This is a genomic window from Streptomyces sp. NPDC050147 (assembly GCF_040660195.1).
Taxonomy (GTDB): domain Bacteria; phylum Actinomycetota; class Actinomycetes; order Streptomycetales; family Streptomycetaceae; genus Streptomyces.
Map to the genome: position 1 here is coordinate 57,237 of NZ_JBFALJ010000008.1, position 22,522 is coordinate 79,758.

Consider the following 22,522-nt stretch of genomic DNA (forward strand, 5'->3'; position numbering starts at 1 on the left):
AATGCGGCGGCCACGACTCGCCTCTCCTGCCTGTCTCATCGGGCCGGCGCCATAGGGGCTGGTGTGTGTTCCAAGGGCCCCGTCACGCCGCCCCGCTCCGCCCGCTGGAGCCGCCACGCCCAGAGCACGGTCACCGTCCCCGCGGTGGCGAGCGCGGCGCCGACCCAGGCCACGGAGGCGTAGCCGAACCCGGCGTCGACGGCCAGGCCACCGAAGAGCGGGGCCAGGGTGTTGCCGACGTTGAACGCGGCCGTACTGGTGGCGCCCACCAGCGTCGGGGCGGCCGGGGCGAGGGTGAACACCCGCGACTGGAGGGCGGGGTTGGTGACGTACCCGGTCAGGCCGAGGAGGAAGACCAGCGCGATCACGATCACGGTGGAACCGGCCGTCAGCGCGAGCAGCGCGGAGAAGAGGGCGAGCGCCCCGAGCCCCAGGCCGAGGGTCCGCAGGGGGCGTGCTTCGGCCGTGCGTCCGCCGATGGCCAGACCCACCATCCCTCCGACGCCGAACAGGGCGAGGACCGCGGGCACCCACTCCTCTGGCACTCCGCTCACTCCGGTCAGCAGCGGTGCGAGATAGCTGAAGGTGACGATGACCGCGCCGAAGGCGAAGGCCGTGATGGCGTACGAGAGCCAGAGCTGGGGCCGCGCCATACCGCGCAGCTCGGCTCTCACCGACGTACGCCCGGCTTCGGGCCGGCCGCCGGGGACGACGAGCAGCGTGCAGACCAGGCTCACCACGGTGGCGGCGGCCACCGCCCAGAACGCGGCGCGCCAGCTCGAGTACTGGCTGAGCAGGGTCCCGGCCGGCACGCCGACGACCGTGGCAAGCGTCAGTCCGCCCGCCACCACGGCGACCGCCTTCCCCTTGGCCGCGGGCGGCACGAGGGCGACCGCGGTGGCCACGGCCACGCCCCAGTACCCCGCGTACGCGAGGGCGCTGACCACGCGCGTGACGAAGAGGACCCCGTAGCCGGGCGCGAGCGCTCCGATGACGTGGGCGACGACGAAGGCCGCCTGAAGGGAGACCAGGGCGGTCCGCCGTGGCCAGCTCAGGGTGGCCACGGCGAGCAGCGGCGCGCCGACGACCATGCCGATCGCGAAGGCCGAGATCAGCAGCCCCGCGTCCGGGATCGACACCCCCAGGTCGGCGGCCATGCCCGGCAGGAGGCCCGAGAGCATGAACTCCGAGGTCCCTTGGGTGAAGATGCCGAGCCCAACTATGTATACCGCAAGCGGCATTGCTGCCCTCCTGATCGCGATCCACCTTTTGGAGCAGTCGCTCCAAAATCAACGATCAGGACGCTAACACATTCTGAATCGATCGCTTCAAAATGGGCCCCGCTCGTCGCCGCTCGGGTCAGCGGGAGGCAGCGCCCCGATCACAACCGACCGGCTCACCCGCCTCACCCGCCGCGCGCTCCGTCGCGCTGCGCAGCACGCAGAACTCGTTGCCCTCGGGGTCGGTGAAGACCACCCAGCCGGTGCCGTCGGGGTTCCGGCGGTCCGACGCCACCGTCGCGCCCACCGCGAGGAGCCGTTCCACTTCCGCGTCGCGGGTGCTGTCGGGCTGGAGGCAGAGGTGGACGCGGTTCTTCTGGGTCTTGGGCTCGGAGACCTCGGCGAAGTAGAGGTGGAGGCCGGTGGGCAGGGCGATGGACGCCGTCGACTCACCGGGGTGGTCTTCGTCGTCGAGCGGATGTGCCACCACCTTGCTCCAGAACTGGGCCAGTTCGTACGCGTCGGCGCAGTCGAAGGCAACGTTGAAGAGGGTCGAGCGCATGGGAGAAGCCCTTCGTCCGTGACGGTGCGGTCGTTCGTCGTCGTTCGTCGTCGTTCGTGGTCGTTCGTGGCGGTGTGGGGCCACAGGGCCGCGCTGCTGTGGCCGCCCGTACACCCTCACTGCTGATCGTCACGCTGCCGCACCCACCCGTAAGACACCACCCCCGTCCGTAAGGCACGTCCCGCCGTGAAGCCCCTCCGCCGGTTCCGCCGTCCGGGCGGCACGGGGCAGGCATGGACCACGCTTAGGCATTTCATCCTTTTTGTGCCGATACGTTCGCCAGATGATCACCCTGACACGAACACCGACCGCACGCGGACCAGCCCCGAAGAGACGGATGGCACGGGCGACGACCGTCGGCTGTGCCCTGAGCGTCCTCGCCCTCGCCGCAGTCACCGCCTGTGGTTCAGACCCGGCGCCGGGCAGCCGCGACCTGACCGCGCGCCCCACGGCGAGCGCGTCGCCCCGCCCCGCGACCCTCGCCCCCGGCCCCGCCGGGCTCACCCCCGTCTTCAAGAACGCTCCCCGCACCCCTGCGTCCGCCGCTCCCACCGTCGCTCTCACCTTCGACGCCGACATGACGGCCGATCAGGGGGCACGTGCGGCGGCGGGTGAACGGTTCGACAATCCGGAACTGGTGTCGACGTTGCGGCGCCTGAAGGTGCCCGCGACGTTCTTCATGACGGGGCGGTGGGCCGAGGAGTATCCGGCGCAGGCCAAGGACATCGGCCGGGATCCGCTCTTCGAGGTCGCCAACCACTCGTACAGCCACTACGCCTTCACCGACCGCTGCTACGGCCTGCCGACCGTCCCCGCCTCCCGTATGCGCGAGGACGTGGAGCGCGCCTTCGCCGCCTTCCGCAAGGCGGGTGTCGAGCACCAGGTGCCGTATTTCCGCTTCCCCGGCGGCTGTTACGACAAGCGGGCGCTGCGCGCGCTCGCACCCGGCGGCGTCACGGCCGTGCAGTGGGACGTGGTGAGCGGCGACGCCTTCGCGACGGACGCCGACGCCGTGGCCCGGCAGGTGCTCGACGGGGTGCGTCCCGGCTCGGTGGTCGTCATGCACTGCACGCGCAGCGCGGCCCCCACGACGGAGCGCGCCCTGCGGACGATCGTGCCGAAGCTGCGCGAGCGCGGCTTCCGGTTCGTGCGGGTGTCGGAGCAGATCAGGGCGGCGGGCAGGCGTGGCTAGTCTGGCGCGCATGGACGACACCTCCGAGTCCGCAGCCGAAAGCGCCGGGACCGCTGAACCCGCCGACGCCGCCGGGACCGGTGAGACCGCCGAGACCGGTGAGACCGCTGCGGGCCCGTTCGCCGAGTGCGTGCTGTGCCGCGAGCCCACCGAGTATCCGGAGACACACAAGGGCGTGACGCTGTGCCCCGTGTGCGAGTGGCACGAGGCACAGCGCTCGGCCTGCTCGGGCTAAGCCACTTCCGGCTCGGGCTCAGCCACCCGGCTCGGGCTGAGCCCCCAGTACGTGCGTACAAGGCGGGAGCGAAGCAAAACCCCTGCCGGGCCTGATCTTCCGCCTGGCAGACTGGGCGCGTGAGCAGCGACCAGACCGCCGGGGACCCCCGGCCGCAGGACACCCCTGACCCCCAGAGCAGCCCCTTCCGCGTGGCGGAGACGACACGTGACGAGGCACCGCAGTACGTGCTGCCGCTGGTGGCCCGTATCGAGCGCGCCGAGCCCCCGCACCGTACGGACGCCCTGGAGACCGCGGCCCGCGCGGTGCTCGTGATGCTCGGCGACGAGCGGTCCCGCGGCGACGGCGAGTGGGCGCAGGCCATGCGTGACTGGCAGGACGCCAGGATCCGCAAGGTGGTACGGCGGGCCCGCGGCGCCGAGTGGCGGCGGGCCGAGGCGCTCCCCGGCATCACGGTCACCGGCAAGTCGGCGGAGGTCCGCGTCTTTCCCCCGGTGCCGCTGGACGGCTGGCCCAAGGACCTGGCCCGGCTCCAGGTCTCGGGCACGGACCTGGACGACCCGGAGGCGCCGGCGCCGGCGGACGCGACCGCGCCGGTCCTGTGGATGAGTCCCGATGTCGACATGTCGGCGGGCAAGGCGATGGCGCAGGCGGGGCATGGTGCCCAACTGGCCTGGTGGGAACTGCCGGACGAGGAGCGCGGGGCCTGGCGGGACGCCGGTTACCCCCTCTTCGTCCGCACCCCGGACGCCGCTCACTGGCGGGAACTCGTGGCGAGCGGCCTGCCGGTGGTGCGGGACGCCGGCTTCACCGAGATCGCCCCCGGCTCCTGCACCGTGATCGCCGACCACCCCGCCTTGCGCTGAGCCACCCGTCCACCCCGCTGCGGTTCCGCCCGCGCAACCGCACCCCGCGTCACACCGTTCGCCCACCCCACCCCGCCTGCGCGGCTCCTCCCCCGCCGCGCTCCCACCAGCCCGAGCCGCGCGAGAGGATGTACCCGTGAAGCTCTCGGAGGCACGGCACGGAGGTACGGCGTTGAGGAGACCCACATGGCGAGCGAGCTCGGCATGAGCGTGGACGCCGGAGCGGGCGCGGCGGGCACCAAGCCCGACGGGCGCGTCGAGCGCGGCAACCAGACCCGGCGTCTCGTCCTGCGCCGCACCGTCGACATCGCCTCGGTCGAGGGCCTGGAGGCGCTCTCCGTCGGCCGGATCGCCACCGAGCTGAAGCTCAGCAAGAGCGGGGTCTTCGCGCTCTTCGGCTCCAAGGAGGAACTGCAGCTCGCGACCGTCCGCGCGGCGGGACGCATCTTCCTGGACGCCGTGGTGGAACCGGCCAGACAGTCACCGCCCGGCCTCGACCGCGTATGGCAACTGTGCGCGCGCTGGCTCGACTACTCGGAACAGCGGGTCTTTCCCGGCGGCTGCTTCTTCTACGGGGTGATCGCCGAGTTCGACGCCCGCGAGGGCGCGGTGCACGACGCGCTGGTCCGCGCCAACCGTGACTGGACCGGCCAGGTGGAGCGCTGCGTCGCCGAGGCACGCGACACCGGCGAACTGCTCCCGGACACCGACGTTCCCCAGCTCGCCTTCGAGCTCATCGCCCCGATGGAGGCGGCGAACGCGCACTCGGTGCTGCATGAGGAACCGGACGCCTACCGCAGGGCGGGCGTCGCCATCACGGCACGACTGCGCGCGGCGGCGACGACTCCGTCGCGGGTGCCCCGACTCCCCTGAGTTCCCGCCCCAAACCGGAGACCTTCCCGCCGCCCGGACGCACCCGGACGCACACATCAACTTCGGCAAACAAGTAGCACGACCGTTCGTTTAGATTTAAGCTCGGCGCATGCCTTCACCGATCCTGCGATCGATCATGCGTACGCCTTGGCAAGCGGGCCCAGCGGCACGCGCGCCCGGCCCCCTCCTGGTGAGCGTCACGGAGTTCACCGCCCGCCGTCACACCCAGACCGTCCCGATCGCCCTGTCGGGGCTGCGGCTGCGCCGGAGCTGGCCGCAGACACCCGGCGCCGTCGGCATGTGGCTCTGGACCGACCCGCGGCGCAAGCGCTCGGGGTCCGTCTCGGTCTGGACCGACGAGCGGTCGCTGTACGCGTTCGTCGGGCGTCCCGACCACATACGGATCGTCCGCGCGCACCAAGACCGGGGCGCGATGCGCGCCACCGCCTGGACGGCGGACCGGCTCGACACTGCAGCCGCCTGGGCCGCCGCGTACGCGCTGCTCACCGACCCAAGTCCCTGGCCGGAACCGGCCGTTCACGCCACGGAAGGACCCTGAGGGATCCGATGGACGAACCCATGGACGACCCCAGCGTGAACGACCTCATCGCATTCGACCGCACCACCCTCCAGGAATCGCTCCGCGTCCTGCGCGCCGCCCGCGACGCCGACTGGGCGCGCCCCTCCCCCTGCGTCGGCTGGACGCTGCGCGACCTCGTGGCGCACATGACCGCGCAGCACCACGGATTCGCGGCGGCGGCGCGCGGTTCGGGCGCCGACCGTACGTACTGGATCGCGCCGGAACTCGGCCGCCACCCGTTCAAGGTCTACGACGAGTCGGTACGTCATGTGCTGGCGGCGTTCGCCGAAGAGGGCGCCGGGGAAAGGGGGTTCGTACTCCCCGAGGTCGGGGGCACGTTCCCGGGGCGGGTCGCCGTCGGCTTCCACCTCCTGGATTACGTGGTGCACACCTGGGACGTGGCGTCGGTCGTCGGCATCGGCATCGATCTCCCCCGGCCGGTCGTCGATGCCGCACTCGACATCGCCCGCCGCGTGCCGAAGGACCCCGAACACCGGGGCCCGGGGGCCGCGTTCGCACCGGTACTGCCCACGCCGGAGGACGCGTCGCCGCTGGAGGAGATGCTGGCTCTCCTGGGCAGGTCGCCGGAGTCGCACACCGGTCGGGCAGAGCGTTGAACATCACGCACGCCTCTTCCGTATCTCCCGGTACCAGGAAGTAGCTTGCCTTCACGGCAGGTTGACGGGCAGGGAGGCACGGCACATTGCGGCGCATCAACGGCACGGCTCTGATCATCGCGGCACTCGTGGTCACGCTGGGGGCGCTCGCGTTCCCCATGTGGTCCTACGCCGACCGTTCGGGCACGGGGCCCGCCAACCTGGCCGCCGGTTCCGTGGCCACCCAGTGGGGCCCGCTCTCGGCGGCCGACCGGGATCTGCTCGTGAAGGTACGGCTCGCCGGCCTGTGGGAGTTGCCCGCAGGCCAGCAGGCCGTCGAGCGCGCGCCTACCGAGGCGATCAAGGAGGCGGGTGACCACCTGATCGTCGGCCACACCGACCTCGACAAGCGGGCCCGTTCGGTCGCGGCCCAGCTCGGCGTGGAGCTGCCGAACCAGCCCACCGCCCAACAGCAGGGCTGGCTGCAGGAGTTGACCGAGGCCGAAGGCATGGAGTACCAGCGGAAGTTCGCGAACCTGCTGCGGGTCGCGCACGGCAAGGTGTTCAGCGTGATCGCGCAGGTGCGGGACAGTACGCGCAACACGCTGATCCGGCAGCTGGCCAGCGACTCCAACCAGACGGTCCTCGACCACATCACCATGCTGGAGGCCACCGGACTCGTCGACTTCGACTCCATCGCGAACGGCGGCGCCGCCACCGCGACGGCCAGCCCGACCGGCCCTCCCCCGCCCTCCGGCGCCGCTCCCCCGGCGCCCCCGCCGGCCGGCCCGACCGGCGATGTGTCCACGACGTCGAGGCCGTCGCCCGCACCACCGGGGGTGGTCAACACCGATCGGCCGGAACCTCAAATGTAGCTCTGAACGTCCCTCCTCAGGGGTTCGGCGGCGTCTGTCGGGGCCATGACCCCTGCACACGTTCACAAGACACGAGCACGACGCGGGGTCTTGGCGGAGGAGGGGGAACATGAAGCACCTGGGAACCGGAATCGGATGGCGTCCGGAGATCGCGGACGCCGTGGAACGGATGCCCGGCATCGACTGGGTCGAGGCCGTCGCGGAGAACCTGTGCCCCGGGCACCTCCCCGATTCCCTCCTCCGGTTGCGCGAACGCGGGGTCACGGTGGTGCCGCACGGCGTCTCGCTCGGCCTCGGCGGCGCCGACCGCCCCGACGAGGCCCGCCTGGGCGCGCTCGCCGAGCGCGCCCAGGAACTCGCGTCGCCGCTGGTCACCGAGCACATCGCCTTCGTACGCGCCGGTGGCCCGCTGACGGCCTCGCAGCCGCTGGAAGCGGGTCATCTGCTCCCGGTGCCGCGCACCCGCGACGCCCTCGACGTGCTGTGCGAGAACGTGCGCATCGCGCAGGACGCCCTGCCCGTGCCGCTCGCCGTGGAGAACATCGCGGCGCTGATCTCCTGGCCGGGCGACGAGATGACGGAGGGGCAGTTTCTGTACGAGCTCGTCGAGCGCACCGGCGTTCGCCTCCTCATCGATGTCGCCAACCTCCACACGAACCACGTCAACCGCGGCGAGGACCCGTCGAAGGCCCTGGACGAGCTGCCGGTCGAGGCCATCGCGTACGTCCACGTCGCGGGCGGCTTCGAGCGGGACGGCGTCTGGCACGACAGTCACGCCCACCCGGTGCCCGAGCCGGTCCTGGAGATCCTGTCGGACCTGGCGGCCCGGGTGAGCCCGCCGGGTGTCCTGCTGGAACGGGACGAGAACTTTCCGGAGCCCCCGGAGCTGGAGCGGGAGCTGGACGCGATACGGGAGCGGGTGCGGACGAAGGCGCCCGCATCCGGCGAGTGCGCCATCGGCACGGCTCCGGACGCGGGCGCCCCCGCCGCTGAACCCGCCACGGCGCCGGCCCGCCAGCGGCTCGCCCTCGCGCAGACCTCGCTCCTCTCCGCTCTGGTGGCCGGGACGCCCGCGCCCGAGGGGTTCGACCGGGCCCGGCTGACCGTGCAGAGCCGGGCGCTGACCGGCAAGCGGGCGGACGTCGTGGCGAAGGTGGCGCCGGAGCTGCCGGAGATCCTCGGCGGGAGCTATCGCGCGGAGTTCTTCGCGTACGCGCAGTCGCGGCCGATGTCCGGCGGCTACCGGCGTGACGCGCTGGACTTCGCCGAGCGGCTGCTGCTCGCCGGGCGCCCGGTGGACGCTCAGGCGCGCGGCCGGCTGACCCGGTGGTGGCTCGACCGGTCCGGGCCCGCGCCGCTGGACGCGCGGCCGGTCGCGCGGTGGCTGCGGGCGGCGCGGTTCGCGCTGCGACGGGGCTAGGGGGCGGCAGCCGTGGAGATCCTGTCCCTCTGTTTCGCCTTGCTGGTCATCGCCTCGTCAGCCGGTCTCCTCGTCGGCGTCTCCCGCATACGACAGGCCGCGCCACCACAGCCCGACGCGCGCCGCGGAGCGGTCTTCGACCCGTTGGAAGCCGCCTTCCTCGCCGGTGGCACCGGCCGGGTCGCCGACACCGCGATCGCGGCCATGCATGAGGACGGGCGGCTGGTGGTCGCCTTCCCCGGCATCGTCGCGCTCCAGTCGACCGAGGTCCGCAATCCGGTGGAGGGCGCGGTGCTCCAGGCGCACCAGGCCGCGCCGAGCGGCGCCCTGCACTGGCTGCGCATCGGCGTGATGCGCAGCCCCGCCGTACAGGCGATCGGTGACACGCTGGCACGGCGCGGCCTCATGGTGCGGCCCGAGGCCCTCGACCGCTTGCGGCGCCGGAAGATCCGGCACAACGCCCTGAGCTTCGCCGGGTTCTTCCTCGTCGTCGGCGTCATCGCCGTGGAGGACGGCGACGGCCCCTCGTGGGACCCGGTGAGCGCGGCGACCATCCTGCTGATCGGGGCCTGGGTGCTCGGCGCCTTGGTCGGCCTGCTGTGCGGTCGCGCCACCCGCACGCGGGTGACCTCGACGGGCCGGACCGCTCTCGCGGAGTACCGCGCCGCGGGTGCGCACGCGCCGGGCGCGGCGTACCGCGTGGCGGTCGGCGGCCTGGTCGGCGTCCTCGACCCCGACCTGCGCGCACAGCTACAGGCCGCGCACCGCGTCAGGCCGGGGCGTGCGTCAGCGACGTCCTCCTCGTACGCGAGTTCCGGGACAGGCACCATCGCGTGGTGCGGAGGCTCGGGAAGCGGCTCGGCGTGCGGCGGCGCGAGCTGCGGAAGTTCCGGCGGCGGCTGCGGGGGCGGCGGCTCCTCGTCGTGCGGCGGAGGCGGAGGCGGCGGCTGCGGGGGCGGCGGAGGGGGCAGCTCCTAGGGCGGGGGCCCGGCACTGTCCAAGCGCGCCCCCGGCTCCGTCGCGCCCCAAGCACCCGCCCCGCATCCCATGCCCCTTGGCCGTACGGCAGTTGACGTACTCCGCGCGGTATGGCGCAGGTGCCTCTCCGTGGCGCACTAACGTGCGGCGGTGCAACAGGAGGCGTCATGCGATCCATCAACGGCACCGGCCTCATCGTCGCGGGGCTCGTCGCGACGCTGGCCGCGCTGCTCTTTCCGGTCTGGTCGTACGAGGACAGGTCGGGCACCGGCCAGGACCTGCTTGACGCGGAGACCGTGTCGACGGAGTTCGGCCCGCTCTCCGCGCTCGACCGGGACTTCATCGTCAAGGTGCGGCTCGCGGGCCTGTGGGAGCTCCCGGCCGGGCAGCAGGCCGAGGCGCGCGGCACCACGAAGGCCGTCCAGACGGCGGGCGAGCATCTCGTCGAGGGCCATACGTTCCTGGACGCGCGCGTACGCGAAGTGGCGACGCGGCTCGACCTGGAACTCCCCAACCAGCCCACCGCACAGCAGCGGGGCTGGCTCGACGAGATGAGCGACGCGCACGGCGGCGCGTACGACGAGAAGTTCGCCAACATCCTGCGCGCCGCCCACGGCAAGGTCTTCTCGGTGGTCGCGGAGGTCCGCGCGACCACCCGCAACTCGCTGGTGCGCGCGCTCGCGGACGACGCGAACACGACGGTCCTCGACCACATCACGGTGCTCGAGGGCACGGGCCTCGTCGACTTCGACGACCTGGCGCGGTACGCGGCATCGGCGGGCCCCGTCCCGGTGACCCGTTCCCCCGCCCCGCCCGGCCCGGCCGAGTCCCCGGCGCCGGCGACCCCGGTCTCCCCCTCCCCGACGTTCTCGCTGCCTCCGCCCGCCTCCCGCCCCAAGCCCGAGGAGGACAAGGGCCCGCAGGAAGGCAAGAACCCGAAGGAGGACAAGGAGCGCGGCCGGGACAAGGCCGAGCCCCGTGGCAAAGCGGAAGGTCACGTCCCCGCGACCCCGCGTCCGCATGCTGAATAACCGTGGCGCTGCCCCCGCCCCCTCGCATACAACACCGGCATGTTCTGGCTTCCGCTCCTTCTCGTGGCCTGGATCGCGACGGGCCTGTCCTGTGCCCGGCTCTGCCTCACCGCGTACCGGACCGCCCGGCACGACACGGCCTCGGGAAACCACCGTGAACTGACGCTCTACGAAGCCGCGTTCCTCTCCGGCGGTCCCGCCCGCGTCACCGACCTGACCCTGGTCTCGATGGCCCGCACCCGGCGCCTGCTGCTCGCCCACACCGGCTGGGCGACGGTCGTCGACCCGGTGGGCGGCGACGACATGGAGCGGTCCGTGCTCGGCGCGATAGGGCCGGGCGGCCAGTCGCCGATCGCCCCGGTGCGCCGCGCGACGGCCGGCACCGACGCGATGCGCGCCCTCGCGGACCGACTCGTCACGGCGGGGCTCGCCCTGCCGGAAGGCACCTGGTCGGGGGTGGCGGGAGCGGTCCGGCAGGTGCGGGCGGCCGCCGTCGCGGTGGTCGCCCTCGGGACGGTCGCGCTGCTGATGCCCGCCCAGGGGCCGCAGGGAGGGGTGCCCGTCGGGCCCTGGTTCGCGCTTGCCCTCGCCCTGAACGTGGGCTGCCTGGCCGTCGCCCGCTTCGAGATCCACCCGTACCCGCGCCGGGCCTCGCCCGCGGGCCGGCTCCTGCTGGGCGCGCTCCCGGCGCGCGGCGGCTGCGAGCTCACCGCCGTCGCCGTACGCGGCACCCGCGCCCTCGCCGACCCGCGGCTCCGTGCGGCCTTCGCGCACCGGGACATGGCGCATCGGGGTCATTGAGCCCGACACGCTCGACACCGGCGGCGCGGTGCTTTACTTCGCCCAATACCAAACGAATCATCCCTTTTGTTCGAACAACGCACGGCCGAATGAAGGGATGAAGAGCGATGAGAGCAGCAGCCGCCCTCTACGGAACCGCCGGATCCTTGGTCCTGACCGCACTCGTCGCCGCCCCCACGGGAAGCGCGTCCGCGGCCGACACCTCCCCGTACCCGGAGACGCACGGCACCCAGGTCGCGGCCCAGCGCGCGCAGGCGGCCGGTCTGCGCTTCGGCACCTGCCCGAAGGTTGAGGGCCTGCCCCCCTCGGTCAAGTGCGCCACGGTCTCCGTACCACTGGACTACGCCGACCCGAGCGGCAAGCAGATCGAGCTGACCGTCAGCCGCGTCAAGGCCACGGAGCGGGCCGAACCGCGGCGCGGCAAGTCCGTCAAGCGGCAGGGCGCCCTCGTGTTCAACCCGGGCGGTCCCGGCGGGTCCGGCATGTACTTCCCGATGGTCGGCATGCTCCCCGAGTGGAAGCGCCTCGCGGCGGCGTACGACCTCGTGGGCTACGCCCCGCGCGGTGTCGGCCGCTCGGCGCCGATCTCCTGCCAGGACCCCAAGGAGTTCGCCAAGGCCCCGACGCAGGCGCCGACCCACCCCGACACCGCGTACAAGCTGGAGCGCGTCAAGCAGGCGAAGGCGTACGCGCAGGGCTGCGTCAAGCGTTCCGGCAAGGCCGTGCGGCATTACACGAGCCTGAACAACGCCCGTGACCTGGATGTGCTGAGGGCGGCGCTCGGCGAGAAGAAGCTGACCTTCATGGGCGCCTCGTACGGCACCTACTTCGGCGCCGTGTACGCCTCGCTCTTCCCCTCGCACGTGCGCCGCATGGTCTTCGACTCGGCGGTCAACCCCGACCCCGCACAGATCTGGTACCGCAACAACCTCGACCAGTCCGCGGCCTTCGAGCGGCGCTGGGCCGACTTCCGCGCCTGGGTGGCCAAGCACGACAAGACGTACCACCTGGGCAAGACGCCCGAAGCGGTCACGCGGAGCTACGAGAAGGTGCGCGACGAGCTGGCGGCCAAGCCCGCGGGCGGCAAGGTCGGCCCCGGCCAGCTCCAGTCGGCGTACCTCCAGGCCGGGTACTACGACGACTACTGGCCGACCCGTGCCTCGGCGCTCTCGGCGTATGTGAAGGGCGACCCGAAGCAGCTCATCGAGCAGGCGGCACCCGAGCCGAAGGCGGCCAAGGAGCAGGAGAACGGCAACGCGGTCTACACCGCCGTCGAGTGCAACGACGCGCCCTGGCCGACGGACTTCAGGACCTGGGACCGCGACAACTCGCTCCTCGCGCGCGTGGCGCCGTTCGAGACCTGGGACAACGCCTGGATGAACCTGCCGTGCGCCTACTGGCCCGAGACCCGCCGCCAGCCCCTGGACGTCCGCACCGAGCGCGGCGAGCTTCCCCCGACGCTGATCCTGGCCGCCGAGCGGGACGCGGCGACCCCGTACGAGGGCGCGCGGGAGCTGAACCGCAGGCTGGCGGATTCGGTCCTGGTGACGGAGCGGGACGCGGGCACCCATGGCATCGGGGCCGGCCCCAACAAGTGCGTCAACGGCCACATGGAGGCCTACCTCCTGGAGGGCAGGCTCCCTGAGCGGCGCGCGGCGTGCGCACCGCACAAGGAGCCCGAGCCGCTCTCCGGCAAGCGGGCGGCGGCTCTCCCCAAGAAGCGCTAGCTACAGCGCGCCGAGCCGCTCCAGCGGGAACGGCGGCTGGGCCAGCGGGCGCACCGCGAGCCGGGTCAGCGGCAGGGCGTTGTCGTCGCCCGCCGTGCGGTTGGCGTGCAGGACGCCGCAGTGCGTGCAGCGATGGACCAGAACCCACTCGCCGTCTCCCCGTACGGAGATGGCGAGGGGTTCCATCCGGGCGCCGCACTCCGCGGCCCGGTCGCCCGGGGTGTCGTCGAGGTGACGGCTCCACAGGCAGTTGGGGCAGTGGTTGCGGTGGTCGGTGCCGGGGGCGGTCATCGATACGTCGAGACCGCACTGCAGGCAGCGGAAGGACTGGGCGCGCGCTTCAGTGCGGGCCCGCCGAGAGGTGTTGCGGGACATGGTGGGGTGGACTCCAGTGCGTCGCGGAATGGGCCGACTTCGAGCTGTTCCGCGGGGCCCTGGGCATACACGCACCATCTTTCGTTCTCGGCTACGCCTTCTCTGCTACGACCTCTCGATGAAACGCGCACTCGGCGGGCACGGCAACCGAATTAACTAGGCCAGGCCCGCCACGAGGTCCGCCACGGACTTGCGGCGACCGGTGTAGAACGGCACCTCTTCGCGGACGTGCATGCGGGCCTCGGAGGCGCGCAGGTGCCGCATCAGGTCGACGATGCGGTACAGCTCGTCCGCCTCGAAGGCCAGCAGCCACTCGTAGTCGCCGAGGGAGAACGAGGCGACCGTGTTGGCGCGCACGTCGGGGTAGCCGCGGGCCATCATGCCGTGGTCCTTGAGCATGCGGCGACGGTCCTCGTCGGGCAGCAGGTACCAGTCGTAGGAGCGCACGAAGGGGTAGACGCTGACGTAGTTGCGCGGCGTCTCGTCGGCCAGGAAGGCCGGGATGTGCGACTTGTTGAACTCGGCGGGGCGGTGCAGCGCCATGTTCGACCAGACCGGCTCCAGGGCGCGGCCCAGCTTGGTGCGCCGGAAGAGGTTGTACGCCTCCTGCAGCTCGTCGGCGGTCTCGGCGTGCCACCAGATCATGACGTCGGCGTCGGCGCGCAGGCCCGACACGTCGTACGTGCCGCGGACGGTGATGTCCTTGGCGGCGAGCTGGTCGAAGAGCTCCTGGACCTCGTCGGCGTAACCGGTGCGGACCGTGCCGTCATCGGGGAGCACGTCCTTCAGCTTGAAGACGGACCACAGGGTGTAGCGGATGACCTCGTTGAGGTCCTTGGCCTTCTTGCCCGCGTTCGGGCTCTTGGCGGGGGCATCGTCACTCATGGCCCTATTCTCCTCCGCCGCCGTGCAGACTCTGCACCGGGTTGGCGGTGAGCTCCTGCACACCGGCGAGGTCACCGCCGAGCTGGTCGACGGCGGCGTAGGCGCTGGCGATGCACGCGGGGATGCCCACTCCGTCGTACGCCGCTCCGCACACGGCGAGGCCGGGCAGCTTGCTCACGTGCTCGCGGACGCGGGCCACGCGCGCGTGGTGGCCGACGGGGTACTGCGGCAGGCCGTCGTGCCAGCGGGTGACGCGGGACGCCACGGGCCGGGCGGCCAGGCCGGTGGCCGCGCGCAGGTCCCGCCGGGAGAGCTCGACGAGCTCGGCGTCCTCGCGCTGGAGGATCTCCGTCTCGCCGTACCGCCCCACCGAGGTACGCAGCACCAGCAGGTCAGGGTCTTCGTCGGCGATCCAGCCCCACTTGCGTGACGCGAAGGTGGACGCCTTGATGGTGTGCCCGTCGATCGGCGGCACGAGAAAACCGCTGCCTTCGGGGAGGTCGGTCTCGCCGCGGCGGTACGCGAGGGTCATCAGGGCCATGGAGGCGTACTCGACGGTGCGCAGTTCGGCGGCGGCGGCAGGTACGTCGTGATCCAAGAGGCGGGCGGCGTGCGGGGCGGGCACGGCGAGGACGACGGCATCCGCCTCCAGGTCCCAGTCCTCGACGTACACCTCCCAGCCCTCCTCGACCTTCCGCAAGCCGTGGACCTCGGAGCTCAGCAGAATCTCAGCGCCACGCGCGCGTACCGAATCCGCGACGGCCGACGGCAGTAGTCCTACGCCGCCCTCGATGCCCATGAAGACGGGCCCGGTCTGCTGGTTCTTCGCGGCGCGGGCCTGGATGGCGCGGACTCCCTCCGTGAGGGAGGCGTGATCGCGGGCGGCCTCGAAGAGCTGGGGGACGGCCGAGCGCATCGAGATGCGGTAGGCGTCGCCCGCGTACACCCCGCCGAGCAGCGGCTCCACGAGGCGGTCGACGACCTCACGGCCGAGGCGCGCGGCCACGTACTCGCCGACCGCGACATCGTCCCCGACCTCGGTGGGCGGCAGTTCACGGTCCTGTTCGATGCGCCGCAGTCCCTCGTCGGAGAGCACTCCGGAGAGGGCCGACGCGTCGCCGGGTACGCCCATGACGTGGCCCTTGGGCATCGGCCGCAGCGCCCCGCGGGTCCAGATCGCCGCGGTCGCCGTCGCGGGCGGCTGCAGCCGGTCCGCGAGGCCGACCTCGCGGGCCAGGGCGACTGCCTCGGGGCGGCGGGCCAGCATCGACTCGGCACCGAGGTCGACGCGGACGCCTTCGATCTCACCGGGGAGCAGCTTGCCGCCGAGCCGGCCGGAGGCTTCCAGGACGGTCACGCGGGCCCCGGCGGTGAGCAATCGGTGGGCGGCGGCCAGTCCGGCGATCCCGCCACCGATGACTACGACATGGCCCGTACGTGTGTCCGTTTCGTGCATGCGTCCACTCTACGAGGAGCGCGAGTCCTGACCGTGACCCCATCGGGACCGGTCGGCAACCATCGTTCTGCCCCTCCCGGGCGTCAAAGGAGCACCAGTCACCACGACCTTCGGGGGTACGTCCAGATGCACGCGTCCAGCACAAGCACGTCGAGGCACCGCACGGTCCAGGCACTCTCGGCTCTCCTGCTCGCCGTCGCCCTCGCGCTCACCGGGTGCAGCGCGGGCGGTGACAGCGGCGGGGACAGCGACAAGGCGGCGGGCAGCGCCGCACGGGAGGACGCCGACGCGGCCGGCAGCCGGGACGACAAGGGGTTCGGCGGCGGCCAGGCGGACAAGTCCGGCAAGAGGAAGCCGCCGCCCGAGTTCACCGGCACGCACATCATCCGCACCGCCACCCTGACCGTCCGCGTCAAGGACGTGCAAAAGGCCCTGGACGAGGCCCGCGCGGCGGCCGTCGACGCGGGCGGCGTCGTCGGCGACGAGACCACGGACCGCGACGGCCGCGGCCACGAGCGCTCCCGCGTCGTGCTGCGCGTCCCGCAGGACCGGTACGAGGAGGTCCTCACGTCCCTGGAGGGCACGGGCAAGCTGATCGAGCGCAGGGCCAAGGCGCAGGACGTCACCGAACAGGTCGTCGACGTCGAGAGCCGCGTCAAGTCCCAGCGGGCGAGCGTGGCGCGGGTGCGGGAGCTGATGGACAAGGCGACCAAGCTGAGCGATGTCGTGAGCCTGGAAGGGGAGTTGAGTTCCCGCCAGTCCGAACTGGAGGCGCTGCTCGCGCGGCAGTCCTCGCTCAAGGACCGTACGAGCCTGTCCACCATCACGCTCTCGCTCAGCGAGACGGCCGTGAAGAAGGCCGCCGCGGGCGACGACGACCCGACGTTCGTGGACGCGGTGGCCGGCGGCTGGAGCGCCTTCGTGACGATGCTGCGGTGGGTGGCGGTCGTCCTCGGCGCGATCCTGCCGTTCGCGGCGGTGGCGGTGCTGCTGTTCCTGCTGTGGCAGCGCGTGGTGCGGCCCCGGCTGCCGCGGCGGCCTGCCGTGGCGGCGGCACCGGCGCGCGCGGGTGACGACGACTAACGGTCCGTCAACTGTCGCGGCGTCGTAGCGTGTCCGTATGAGGAGCGCGAAAGAACGACTGGTGGTCATCGGGGGCGACGCGGCGGGCATGTCCGCCGCGTCGCAGGCACGCAGGCTCAAGGGCCCTGACGAGCTGGAGATCGTCGCGTTCGAACGCGGCCACTTCACCTCCTACTCGGCCTGCGGCATCCCCTACTGGGTCGGCGGTGACGTCCTTTCGCGGGACGAGCTGATCGCGCGTACGCCGGAGGCACACCGAGCCCGCGACATCGACCTGCGGATGCGTACGGAGGTCATGGAGATCGACGTCGAGGGCGGCCGGGTCCGCACCCGGGACCTGGAGTCCGGGGCGGCGGACTGGACGGCGTACGACAAGCTCGTGATCGGCACCGGCGCCCGGCCGGTCCGCCCTTCCCTGCCCGGCATCGACGCTCCAGGCGTGCACGGCGTACAGACCCTGGACGACGGCCAGGGGCTCCTGGACACGCTGGCCCGCACGCCGGGTCGCAGGGCGGTCGTCATCGGCGCGGGCTACATCGGCGTGGAGATGGCCGAGGCCCTGATCCAGCGCCGCTACGAGGTCACCGTCGTCAACCGCGGCTCGGAGCCGATGTCGACGCTCGACCCGGACATGGGCCGCCTCGTCCATGACGCGATGTCCGGCATGGGCATCGAGATGGTCAACGGCGCCGAGGTCACCAAGATCCTCACCGGCGACGACGGCCGGGTCAGGGCGGTGGCCACCGAGGACGCCGAGTATCCGGCGGACGTGGTGGTGCTCGGCATCGGCGTGCGCCCCGAGACGGAGCTCGCCCGCGCCGCGGGTCTCCCACTCGGCGAGTACGGCGGGCTGCTCACGGATCTCGCGATGCGGGTGCGGGGCCACGAGAACATCTGGGCGGGCGGCGACTGCGTCGAGGTGCTCGATCTGGTCTCGGGCCGCGAGCGCCACATCGCGCTCGGCACCCACGCCAACAAGCACGGTCAGGTCATCGGTTCGAACGTGGGCGGGAGTTACGCGACGTTTCCCGGTGTCGTCGGCACGGCCGTCAGCAAGGTCTGCGACCTGGAGATCGCCCGCACGGGTCTGCGCGAGAAGGAGGCGCGGGCGGCCGGCCTGCAGTACGTGACGGTGACCATCGAGTCGACGAGCCGCGCGGGCTACTACCCCGGGGCGGCCGTGATGACCGTGAAGATGCTCGCCGAGCGCCTCTCGGGACGGCTGCTCGGCGTGCAGATCGTCGGCCGTGAGGGCGCGGGCAAGCGTGTCGACATCGCCGCCGTGGCGCTGACGGCCCGGATGACGGTGGACCAGATGACGGCGCTCGACCTCGGCTACGCGCCGCCGTTCTCACCGGTGTGGGACCCGGTCCTGGTGGCGGCGCGCAAGGCGGTGGCGGCGGTGCGGGCAGCGGGCTAGACCCCGGGGGCTCACACGAGACGCGTGAGAAGAGGGCCTCGCGCCGCTTCTCCCTCTTCTCATCCGTCACATTCAGGCGAGATTTTCAGCCAACTACGAACCGATCACGAACCGACTTCGTCAGCGCGCGGTCCGCGTGTGGACATGCTCCACGAGCCGCGTCAGGGCGTCGGGGTCCGTGGTCGGCAGGACGCCGTGGCCGAGGTTGAAGATGTGCCCCTCGAGCCCCGAAGCGGCCTCCAGCACCTCGTCCGTCTTGGCCTCGACGGCCTCGCGGGTGGAGAAGAGGACCGCGGGGTCGAGGTTCCCCTGCAGGGCCTTGCCGGGGCCGACCCGCCGGACCGCCTCGTCCATCGGGACGCGCCAGTCGACGCCCACCACGTCGGCGCCCGCCTCCCCCATCAGACCGAGGAGTTCTCCCGTACCGACACCGAAGTGGATGCGCGGAACGCCGTACGAGGCGACCGCCTCGAAGACCTTTCGCGAGGCGGGCATCACGGAGCGGCGGTAGTCGGCGGGGGCCAGCGCGCCCACCCACGAGTCGAAGAGCTGCACGGCGCTCGCACCCGCCTCGATCTGCACCTTGAGGAAGGCGCCGGTGATCTCCGCGAGCCGGTCGAGCAGGTCGGCCCACAGCTGCGGGTCGCCGTACATGAGCGCCTTGGTGTTCTCGTGGTTACGGCTCGGACCGCCCTCGACCAGGTAACTCGCGAGAGTGAAAGGCGCGCCGGCGAAACCGATGAGCGGGGTCGACCCCAGCTCGGCCGTCAGCATGCCCATCGCCTCGGTCACGTAACTCACGTCGTCCGGCGTGAGATCCCGCAGCTGGGCGAGGTCGGCGCGGGAGCGGATGGGGTTCGCGACGACCGGGCCGATGCCCGGCTTGATGTCCAGGTCGATGCCGATGGCCTTGAGGGGGACGACGATGTCGCTGAAGTAGATCGCGGCGTCGACCTTGTGGCGGCGCACCGGCTGCAGCGTGATCTCCGTGACCAGCTCCGGCATCATGCAGGACTCCAGCATGGCCGTGCCCTCGCGCACCTTGCGGTACTCGGGAAGTGAGCGCCCCGCCTGCCGCATGAACCAGACCGGCGTGTGCGGCACGGGCTCGCGCCTGCAGGCCTTCATGAAGGCTGAATCGTTGACGGCGTCCGTCGCTGCGTTCTGCTGGCCCGCGGGGCTCTGACTGTTGTTGGCGCTCACGCGGAAAGTCTCGCACGGGCCCGCGCGGCCCCCGCTCCGAGGGACACTCCGGGGGGCACCCTGCCTTGACCGGGCCCCCTCCGACGGGTGTCTCTCCCTGCGCGAAGCCGCCGTTCCCCTTAATCTTCCCCGCATGGCTGCGGCTCAAGGACAACGGTCGGACGGCGCTGGCGAGATGGAAAGTACGGAGGGGAAGGTGGCGGAATCGGCTCCGTTGCCCTTTCGCGCGGCGGTCGAGGCGCTGCGGGGGGCACGGCTTCGGCCTGAGATCGAGATCGACCCGACACGGCCGCCACAGCGCCTCGCCCCGCATGCGTACGCCCTGGAGGCGGCGGTGGTCGAAGGCGACGAGGATCTGGCGGACGGACGGCTCGTCCTGCTGCACGATCCGGCGGGACACGACGCCTGGCAGGGCACCTTCCGCCTGGTCACGCTCGTCCGCGCGGAGCTGGAACCGGAGATGGCGGCGGACCCGCTCCTTCCGGAGGTCTGCTGGTCCTGGCTGACGGGCGCGCTGCAGGCGCGCGGCCTGGCCTGCGGGGAGCCGAGCGGCACCGTCACGCGTGCGGGTTCGCACTACTTCGGCGGGCTCGCCGAGCGGCCGCCCGCGTCGCAGATCGAGATCCGGGCGTCGTGGACGCCGCGCGAGGGGCTCGGCGGCGTACCGGACACCGCCGCGCATCTGGCGGCGTGGTGCGATCTGCTCTGCCAGGTGGCGGGGCTGCCGCCGGTGAACCAGGGGCACGGCGGTGACGGCTCCGTGGTGTCGCTGCCCCAGCGGCGGGGGCCGCAGCCGCAGTGAGCGGGGCGGGTGCGGGGCGGATGCGGGGCGGATGCGGGGGCGGGTGCAGGACGGGGGAAATGGGTGGGTTTGGACGATCATGCGGATGAGCGATTCTGAACGACTCCGATTCGGGTTGATCTTCGGCTGATCGATCGCATGTCCGAATGGTCCGAATTGTTACTCACCAAATCGTGATCATTCTCTAAAGGCGGACGGGTTTGGTGCCGAAGAGGTTGGTGACCTTGACAGCACGGTTCGTCCCGGCTTCATCCCCGAGCCGGGTCAGTCCCGCACCCCAGGAGGCCTGGTGTCCGTTCTCCTCGAGCAGCCCGCAAGCCTGGTCGCCTACCGCCCGAACAAGCCGACCGCCATGGTCGTCGTGGCCGACCCGCGCGTCCGCTCCACCGTCACCCGCCACCTGTGGGCCCTCGGTGTACGCGACGTGATCGAGGCCTCGTCGATCGCGGAGGCTCGTCCCCGCATCGGCAACCCCCGTGACATCTGCGTCGCAGACGTCCACCTCCCCGACGGCTCCGGCCTGACGCTCCTCTCAGAAACCCGCGCGGCGGGCTGGCCGAACGGCCTCGCGCTCTCCGCCGCCGATGACATCGGTGCCGTACGCAACGCCCTCGCGGGCGGCGTCAAGGGCTACGTCGTCACCGGCACCCGCAACAACGTCGGTCTCCCCACCCGCCCCGGCGCCGCGCCCATCGGCTCGGCCGCCGCCCGAATGCACCGCCGCCCGCCGGGCGCCCCCAGCCACCCCGGTGGCTACCGAGAGCTGTCCGGCCGCGAGGTGGAGGTTCTCCGCCTCGTCGCGGAGGGTCAGTCGAACAAGGCCATCGGTGTCTCCATGGGGCTCTCCGCCCTGACCGTGAAGAGCCACCTCGCCCGCATCGCACGCAAGCTCGGCACGGGTGACCGCGCCGGGATGGTGGCGGTGGCCCTGCGCACCGGAATCATCCACTGACTCATTTACACCCCTCGCGCGCCCGTCGACGGAACGTTCCGTCGACGGGCGCTGTGCATACACAGATACCCTTGACAGGTGACCGACGCCCAAGAGACCGCAGCAGACAGTTCACTGCGAACCACCGGAGGCGGCCCTCCGGACGACGTCGAAACGGCGCCGATCCCTCTGGATGAGCCGCGTGATGGCATCCCTCCGGTGGTCGCCGACGAGACCGCCCTCGCCGAGGTGATCGCCGCGTTCGCGGCAGGCAGTGGCCCCGTGGCCGTGGACGCCGAACGCGCGTCCGGCTATCGGTACGGCCAGCGCGCCTACCTCGTGCAGCTGCGCCGTGAAGGCGCGGGCAGCACCCTCATCGACCCCGTCGCCTGCCCCGACCTTTCGGGGCTCGGCGAGGCGATCTCCGGCGCGGAGTGGGTGCTGCACGCCGCCACGCAGGACCTGCCCTGCCTCCGCGAAATAGGCATGATCCCCACCAGCATCTTCGACACGGAGCTCGCGGGGCGCCTCGCGGGCTTCCCCCGGGTCGGCCTCGGCGCGATGGTCGAGGGCGTGCTCGGCTTCGTCCTGGAGAAGGGCCACTCGGCGGTCGACTGGTCGACACGCCCGCTGCCCGACCCCTGGCTTCGCTACGCGGCGCTCGACGTCGAGCTGCTCGTCGACCTGCGGGACGCGCTGGAGAAGGAGCTCGACCGGCAGGGCAAGCTGGAGTGGGCCCGCGAGGAGTTCGACGCGATCTCCTCCGCGCCGCCTCCGCCGCCCCGCGTGGACCCCTGGCGGCGCACGTCCGGCATGCACAAGGTGCGGCGCCGTCGCCAGATGGCGGTCGTACGGGAACTGTGGACCGCACGCGACAAGGTGGCCCAGCGGCGTGACGTGTCGCCCGGCAAGGTGCTCAGTGACGGCGCGATCGTGGAGGCGGCGCTGGGGCTGCCGCCGAACGTGCACGCGCTCGCCGGGCTCACCGGCTTCGGGCACCGGATGGGGCGGCGCCAGCTGGAGCAGTGGCAGGCCGCGGTGGACCGGGCCAAGGCCCTGCCCGACTCCGAGCTCCCGCAGCCCGGGCAGACCGTTTCCGGGCCCCCACCGCCCCGCTCCTGGGCGGACCGCGACCCGGCCGCCGCCGCTCGCCTCTCCGCGGCGCGGGCCGCGATCTCGGCGCTGGCCGAGGAGTTGAACATGCCTCAGGAGAACCTGATCACTCCGGACACGGTCCGGCGGGTCTGCTGGGAGCCGCCGGCTCAGGTGGACGCGGATTCCGTGGCGGGCGCGCTTGCCGCGCACGGCGCGCGGCGGTGGCAGATCACCCAGGTCACTCCGGTCCTGGTGACCGCGCTCGGCTCAGCCGCCCTCGACTGACGCGCGCGCCGTCCGCCCTGGACCGCCGCTC

Annotated in this window: 23 protein-coding genes; 17 read left to right on the plus strand and 6 right to left on the minus strand. The window is 72.2% G+C overall.

Features of this window, described 5'->3' with window-relative positions; all coding sequences use genetic code 11:
* Positions 1-35 precede the first annotated feature (35 nt).
* Together AB0I94_RS14850 and AB0I94_RS14855 are read right to left on the minus strand one after the other, a co-directional pair.
* Complete coding sequence (locus tag AB0I94_RS14850) at positions 36-1,241, minus strand: Cmx/CmrA family chloramphenicol efflux MFS transporter (RefSeq protein WP_363309955.1); 1,206 nt, start codon at positions 1,239-1,241, stop codon at positions 36-38.
* Between the two features lie 118 nt (positions 1,242-1,359).
* A complete protein-coding gene (locus tag AB0I94_RS14855) occupies positions 1,360-1,782 on the minus strand; it encodes a VOC family protein (RefSeq protein ID WP_363309956.1) in 423 nt (140 codons plus the stop codon).
* A gap of 337 nt (positions 1,783-2,119) precedes the next feature.
* Between AB0I94_RS14855 and AB0I94_RS14860 the strand changes: the two genes are divergently transcribed.
* From AB0I94_RS14860 to AB0I94_RS14915, 12 genes are all read left to right on the plus strand, one after another.
* Positions 2,120-2,974: a polysaccharide deacetylase family protein gene (locus tag AB0I94_RS14860; protein WP_363309957.1), complete on the plus strand. Its 855-nt coding sequence runs from the start codon at positions 2,120-2,122 to the stop codon at positions 2,972-2,974.
* A 10-nt stretch (positions 2,975-2,984) separates the two neighbouring features.
* Positions 2,985-3,209 carry a hypothetical protein gene (locus AB0I94_RS14865; protein WP_363309958.1) on the plus strand — a complete coding sequence of 75 codons (225 nt, stop codon included), beginning with the start codon at positions 2,985-2,987 and terminating at the stop codon, positions 3,207-3,209.
* Positions 3,210-3,400: 191 nt separating this feature from the next.
* Positions 3,401-4,075 carry an aminoacyl-tRNA hydrolase gene (locus AB0I94_RS14870; RefSeq protein WP_363310141.1) on the plus strand — a complete coding sequence of 225 codons (675 nt, stop codon included), beginning with the start codon at positions 3,401-3,403 and terminating at the stop codon, positions 4,073-4,075.
* A gap of 186 nt (positions 4,076-4,261) precedes the next feature.
* On the plus strand, positions 4,262-4,948 hold the full coding sequence (locus AB0I94_RS14875; protein ID WP_363309959.1) for a TetR/AcrR family transcriptional regulator: 687 nt from the start codon (positions 4,262-4,264) through the stop codon (positions 4,946-4,948).
* A gap of 109 nt (positions 4,949-5,057) precedes the next feature.
* The gene (locus AB0I94_RS14880) at positions 5,058-5,507 is read left to right on the plus strand and encodes a hypothetical protein (RefSeq protein ID WP_363309960.1); all 450 of its coding nucleotides are present in this window, start codon (positions 5,058-5,060) and stop codon (positions 5,505-5,507) included.
* A gap of 20 nt (positions 5,508-5,527) precedes the next feature.
* The gene (locus AB0I94_RS14885; RefSeq protein WP_363309961.1) at positions 5,528-6,145 is read left to right on the plus strand and encodes a TIGR03086 family metal-binding protein; all 618 of its coding nucleotides are present in this window, start codon (positions 5,528-5,530) and stop codon (positions 6,143-6,145) included.
* 86 nt (positions 6,146-6,231) lie between these two features.
* Positions 6,232-6,999, plus strand: a complete 768-nt coding sequence (locus AB0I94_RS14890; protein ID WP_363309962.1) for a DUF4142 domain-containing protein — start codon at positions 6,232-6,234, stop codon at positions 6,997-6,999.
* 109 nt (positions 7,000-7,108) lie between these two features.
* Complete coding sequence (locus AB0I94_RS14895; protein WP_363309963.1) at positions 7,109-8,419, plus strand: DUF692 domain-containing protein; 1,311 nt, start codon at positions 7,109-7,111, stop codon at positions 8,417-8,419.
* Positions 8,420-8,431: 12 nt separating this feature from the next.
* Positions 8,432-9,397 carry a TIGR04222 domain-containing membrane protein gene (locus AB0I94_RS14900; protein ID WP_363309964.1) on the plus strand — a complete coding sequence of 322 codons (966 nt, stop codon included), beginning with the start codon at positions 8,432-8,434 and terminating at the stop codon, positions 9,395-9,397.
* A gap of 167 nt (positions 9,398-9,564) precedes the next feature.
* Positions 9,565-10,428 carry a DUF4142 domain-containing protein gene (locus AB0I94_RS14905; protein WP_363309965.1) on the plus strand — a complete coding sequence of 288 codons (864 nt, stop codon included), beginning with the start codon at positions 9,565-9,567 and terminating at the stop codon, positions 10,426-10,428.
* A gap of 39 nt (positions 10,429-10,467) precedes the next feature.
* Positions 10,468-11,229 carry a TIGR04222 domain-containing membrane protein gene (locus AB0I94_RS14910; protein WP_363309967.1) on the plus strand — a complete coding sequence of 254 codons (762 nt, stop codon included), beginning with the start codon at positions 10,468-10,470 and terminating at the stop codon, positions 11,227-11,229.
* Positions 11,230-11,336: 107 nt separating this feature from the next.
* On the plus strand, positions 11,337-12,956 hold the full coding sequence (locus AB0I94_RS14915; RefSeq protein WP_363309968.1) for an alpha/beta hydrolase: 1,620 nt from the start codon (positions 11,337-11,339) through the stop codon (positions 12,954-12,956).
* Here the strand turns inward: AB0I94_RS14915 and AB0I94_RS14920 are convergent, their stop codons facing one another.
* From AB0I94_RS14920 to hemG, 3 genes are all read right to left on the minus strand, one after another.
* Positions 12,957-13,331 carry an RNHCP domain-containing protein gene (locus tag AB0I94_RS14920; RefSeq protein WP_363309969.1) on the minus strand — a complete coding sequence of 125 codons (375 nt, stop codon included), beginning with the start codon at positions 13,329-13,331 and terminating at the stop codon, positions 12,957-12,959.
* Between the two features lie 156 nt (positions 13,332-13,487).
* Entirely contained in the window at positions 13,488-14,216 is a 729-nt protein-coding gene (gene hemQ / locus AB0I94_RS14925; RefSeq protein WP_363309970.1) for a hydrogen peroxide-dependent heme synthase, read from the minus strand.
* A 4-nt stretch (positions 14,217-14,220) separates the two neighbouring features.
* On the minus strand, positions 14,221-15,672 hold the full coding sequence (gene hemG / locus AB0I94_RS14930) for a protoporphyrinogen oxidase (protein WP_363309971.1): 1,452 nt from the start codon (positions 15,670-15,672) through the stop codon (positions 14,221-14,223).
* Positions 15,673-15,798: 126 nt separating this feature from the next.
* Here hemG and AB0I94_RS14935 point away from each other — a divergent pair, with 126 nt between their 5' ends.
* A complete protein-coding gene (locus AB0I94_RS14935) occupies positions 15,799-16,755 on the plus strand; it encodes a DUF4349 domain-containing protein (protein ID WP_363309972.1) in 957 nt (318 codons plus the stop codon).
* 37 nt (positions 16,756-16,792) lie between these two features.
* On the plus strand, positions 16,793-18,175 hold the full coding sequence (locus AB0I94_RS14940) for an FAD-dependent oxidoreductase (protein WP_363309973.1): 1,383 nt from the start codon (positions 16,793-16,795) through the stop codon (positions 18,173-18,175).
* 120 nt (positions 18,176-18,295) lie between these two features.
* On the opposite strand, the gene hemE is transcribed toward AB0I94_RS14940, so the two are convergent.
* The gene (gene hemE, locus AB0I94_RS14945; protein ID WP_363309974.1) at positions 18,296-19,378 is read right to left on the minus strand and encodes a uroporphyrinogen decarboxylase; all 1,083 of its coding nucleotides are present in this window, start codon (positions 19,376-19,378) and stop codon (positions 18,296-18,298) included.
* A 133-nt stretch (positions 19,379-19,511) separates the two neighbouring features.
* On the opposite strand from hemE, the gene AB0I94_RS14950 reads away from it, so the two are divergent.
* From AB0I94_RS14950 to AB0I94_RS14960, 3 genes are all read left to right on the plus strand, one after another.
* A complete protein-coding gene (locus AB0I94_RS14950; protein ID WP_363309975.1) occupies positions 19,512-20,180 on the plus strand; it encodes a DUF3000 domain-containing protein in 669 nt (222 codons plus the stop codon).
* 289 nt (positions 20,181-20,469) lie between these two features.
* Positions 20,470-21,132 (plus strand): response regulator transcription factor, encoded by a 663-nt coding sequence (locus AB0I94_RS14955; protein ID WP_160507754.1) that lies wholly within the window; start codon positions 20,470-20,472, stop codon positions 21,130-21,132.
* A gap of 78 nt (positions 21,133-21,210) precedes the next feature.
* Positions 21,211-22,491 carry a ribonuclease D gene (locus AB0I94_RS14960; protein ID WP_363309976.1) on the plus strand — a complete coding sequence of 427 codons (1,281 nt, stop codon included), beginning with the start codon at positions 21,211-21,213 and terminating at the stop codon, positions 22,489-22,491.
* Positions 22,492-22,522: the final 31 nt, after the last annotated feature.